General features: G+C 74.4%; 4 protein-coding genes. 2 read left to right on the top strand and 2 right to left on the bottom strand.

Annotated features, from left to right (window positions below; all coding sequences use genetic code 11):
• Window positions 1-5: 5 nt before the first annotated feature.
• Window positions 6-863 carry a 1-acyl-sn-glycerol-3-phosphate acyltransferase gene (locus ACFU7Z_RS37730; protein WP_074000901.1) on the bottom strand — a complete coding sequence of 286 codons (858 nt, stop codon included), beginning with the start codon at window positions 861-863 and terminating at the stop codon, window positions 6-8.
• A 200-nt stretch (window positions 864-1,063) separates the two neighbouring features.
• Between ACFU7Z_RS37730 and ACFU7Z_RS37725 the strand changes: the two genes are divergently transcribed.
• Both ACFU7Z_RS37725 and ACFU7Z_RS37720 read left to right on the top strand, forming a co-directional pair.
• Window positions 1,064-1,858, top strand: a complete 795-nt coding sequence (locus ACFU7Z_RS37725) for an alpha/beta hydrolase (protein ID WP_380782617.1) — start codon at window positions 1,064-1,066, stop codon at window positions 1,856-1,858.
• A 10-nt stretch (window positions 1,859-1,868) separates the two neighbouring features.
• Entirely contained in the window at window positions 1,869-2,627 is a 759-nt protein-coding gene (locus ACFU7Z_RS37720; RefSeq protein WP_053112481.1) for a hypothetical protein, read from the top strand.
• On the opposite strand, the gene ACFU7Z_RS37715 is transcribed toward ACFU7Z_RS37720, so the two are convergent.
• On the bottom strand, window positions 2,624-3,454 hold the full coding sequence (locus ACFU7Z_RS37715) for an endonuclease/exonuclease/phosphatase family protein (protein WP_380782619.1): 831 nt from the start codon (window positions 3,452-3,454) through the stop codon (window positions 2,624-2,626). The two genes, ACFU7Z_RS37720 and ACFU7Z_RS37715, sit on opposite strands and share 4 nt — an antisense overlap.
• Between the last annotated feature and the right edge of the window lie 42 nt (window positions 3,455-3,496).

Here is a 3,496-nt window from a genome sequence, read left to right as displayed (position 1 = left end):
GACGCCTACTCCGGCTTCTCCGGCTTCTCCGCGGTGCCCGCCCCGGCGGACTTCTCGGCCTCGGCCGCCTTCTCCGCCTCGGCGGCCCGCTCGGCCTTCTCCGCCTTCTCGGCCTCGGCCGCCTCCGCCTTCTCCGCCTTGGCGGCGGCCCGGCGCTCGGCGTCGGCCTTCTTCTTGTCCTCGGCGATCTGCCGCTTGGCGGCGGTCGCGTAGATGTCCACGTACTCCTGGCCGGAGAGCCGCATGATCTCGTACATCACCTCGTCCGTCACCGAACGGAGGATGAAGCGGTCGTTCTCCATGCCGTGGTAGCGGGAGAAGTCCAGCGGGCGGCCGATCCGGATGCCGGGGCGGATACCGAAGTTGGGGACCACCTGGCCGGGCGGCTGCACCTTCTCGGTGTCGATCATGGCGACCGGGATCACCGGGGCGCCGGTGGCCAGCGCGACGCGGGCCAGGCCGCCGACCTTGCCGCGGTACAGCTTGCCGTCGGGCGAACGGGTGCCCTCGGGGTAGACGCCGAACAGCTCGCCCTCCTCCAGCACCGCGATGGCGCTGCGGATCGCGGCCTCGCCGGCGCCGCGCACGCCCGAGCGGTCCACCGGCAGCTGGCCGACGCCCTTGAAGAACGCGGCGGTCAGCCGGCCCTTGAGGCCCGGGGTGTTGAAGTACTCGGCCTTCGCGATGAAGGTGACCCGGCGCTTGATCAGCGCGGGGAAGAAGAACGAGTCCGAGAAGGACAGGTGGTTGCTCGCGATGATCGCCGCACCCTCGGTGGGGATGTTCTCCTCGCCCTCGATCCAGGGCCGGAAGAAGATCCGAAGCAGTGGCGCGACGATCATCTTCATCAGTCGGTAGAACAACCCGGGCCTCCTGTTATGCGGACCGGTCGATCCTAATGCCCCGCGGCCGCCCGCTGTGCCCGGCCCCGCCGAAGCGGCCGTACCCGGCCTGCTCGTAGGGGGTGTACGACCCGGCGCGGAGCGTGGGACGATGCGAATTCGCAGCACCTCCCCTCCAGCGTCCCCTCCCCCAGCGCCACCCGCCCGCGAAGGAGTCCGCCATGCCGTTGCTGCCCGGTGCCGAGCCGTACCGCCACCGCGGCGGACCGGTGGGGGTGCTGCTCTGCCACGGCTTCACCGGCTCGCCGCAGTCGCTGCGGCCGTGGGCCGACGAGCTGGCGGCGGCCGGTTGCACCGTGTCGCTGCCGCTGCTGCCCGGGCACGGCACCCGCTGGCAGGACATGCAGCTCACCCGCTGGGAGGACTGGTACGCCGAGGTCGAGCGGGAGCTGCTGGCGCTCGCCGAGGAGTGCGAGCAGGTCTTCGTCTGCGCGCTGTCGATGGGCGGCGCGCTGGCGCTGCGGCTCGCGGCGCTGCACGGGCCGACGGTCTCCGGCCTGGTGCTGGTCAACCCGTCGGTGCGCTCGGACACCCCCGCGAGCGCGCTGCTGCCGGTGCTGCGCCACCTGGTCCCCAGCCTGCCCGGGGTCGCCGATGACATCGCCCGGGCCGGCGTGACCGAGGTCGGCTACGACCGCACCCCGCTGCACGCCGCCTGGTCGCTGAGCCTGCTGTGGCGGGAGGTCCAGCGGCTGCTGCCGGAGGTGACCCAGCCGGTGCTGCTGTTCCACAGCCCGCAGGACCACGTCGTCTCGCCGGCCAACTCGGAACTGGTGCTGGCCCGGATATCCTCGACGGACGTGACGGAGCGGCTGTGCCAGCGCAGCTTCCACGTCGCGACGCTGGACCACGACGCGGCGGAAATATTCGCGGCCGGCCAGGACTTCATCCGACGGCTGGCTCCCGCGCACGCGGCGGGCGTCACCCGGGTCGAATCCGACGATCACCATGGCTGAAGGGCCGGAAGTGCACGAGAGCAGCACGGCGGGCGGCGGGGACGAGACTCCCCGCGAGGACGGCGCGACCAAGGACGGCGGGACGAACGCCGCCGCCCCGGGCGGTGCGCCGACGGACCGTACCGGCCCGGACGGCACCCCGACGCCCCCGCCCGTCCAGGACGTCGCCGGGGGCTCCGCCGGGAACACCGCCGAGGGCGCCCCGGGTGAGGCCGCCGAACGCCGTCCGCGCCGCGCGCCCGAGCGCAGCCAGGCCGAGCAGGACGCGATCTTCGCCGCCCTAGTGGCCCAGTTCGACGACCCGGTCGACCTCAACAACCCGAACTGGCCCGAGGTCGAGAACCTCCGGGCGCAGAACGAGCTCAAGGGCGGCCACAAGGAGGGCGGCCCCGGCGGTCGCGGCGACCAGGACGACCTCTCCGACCTCGCCCCCCAGCCCCGCCCCCGCTCCGGCCGGCCGGTGATGCCGGCGGGCGGCGCGGGCCCGCGCGACTTCGAGCTGGCCGAGGAGACCGACGAGGGCCACTTCGTCCCGCCGGAGCCCCCGCCGCTGCCGCCCGCCGACGTGACCGCCAAGTTCGCCTGGCTGGCGGTGCTCGGCGGCCCGGCGCTGCTGCTGGTCGACGCGGTGGTCTGGCGGGAGATCTCCGGCTGGCCCGCCTGGGTGGGGATCACCGCCTTCCTCGGCGGCTTTGTCACCCTGGTCGCGCGGATGAAGGACCGTGACGAGGACGAGCCGGAGGACCCGGACCACGGCGCCGTCGTCTAGCCGTCCGTCCGGTCGCCTGTCCGGCTGTCCGGTCGGCCGGTCGGCAGTTCGAGGACGGCGAGCACCGGCAGGTGGTCGGTCGCGGCCCGCAGGTCGGCCTCGGTGACACCGGGCAGCCCGTGCGGCACCCCGCAGCCGAGGACGGTGATCCCGGGTGTGGCGAAGACGGCGTCGATCCGCTGGTAGGGGCGCTCCGGTACGGAGGTGAACTCGCCTCCCCAGGGCGCGGTCGGGTACCCGTCCTGGAGCCGGGAGGCCAGCAGCCGCCAGCCCGGCCCGTCCGGGTGCTCGTTGAAGTCCCCTGCCACGATGCCGAGTTCGGCGATCCCGAGCTGGTCGAGCAGCAGCTCGAACTGCCCGTACCGCTCCTCCTGGTCCAGGCTGAGGTGGCAGCTGGTGACGGTGAACGGCGCTGTGCCGGGCAGCCGCAGCAGCGCGCCGGCGAAGCCCCGGGCGTGCAGGCCGCGGGTCTTGGGCAGTAGCCGGTCGTGCACCCCCAGCAGCTCCACCGCGCCGGGCCGGCCGAGCAGCAGCGGGCCCGCGGCGGTGCGGCCGCCGCCGGCCAGGACGGCCGTCCCGGTGCTCCGGGCCAGCCAGGCGGCCTGGCCCTCGGGCCGCCAGTAGCGCGGGGACTCCTGGACGCAGACCAGGTCGGGCTCGCAGGCCCGGATCACCCGGGCCAGCGCCCGCCGGTCGTCGCGCAGCGAGCGGATGTTGTAGCTGAGCAGGCGCAGCCGGCCCGGGCCGGGCGGCGGCAGCGGCTCGGCCCGAACGGCGGTCGCGGCGCCGGGCCCGGCCTCGGCGGCGGTCGTGGTCGCGGCGCTCATGGTCCTCCCCTGGGCGGTCACCGGAACGCTCCGACCGTACGC

The organism is Kitasatospora sp. NPDC057518 (assembly GCF_042802075.1).
In the GTDB taxonomy this organism is placed as follows: Bacteria; Actinomycetota; Actinomycetes; order Streptomycetales; family Streptomycetaceae; genus Kitasatospora.
This window is presented reverse-complemented; position numbering and strand designations above follow the sequence as displayed.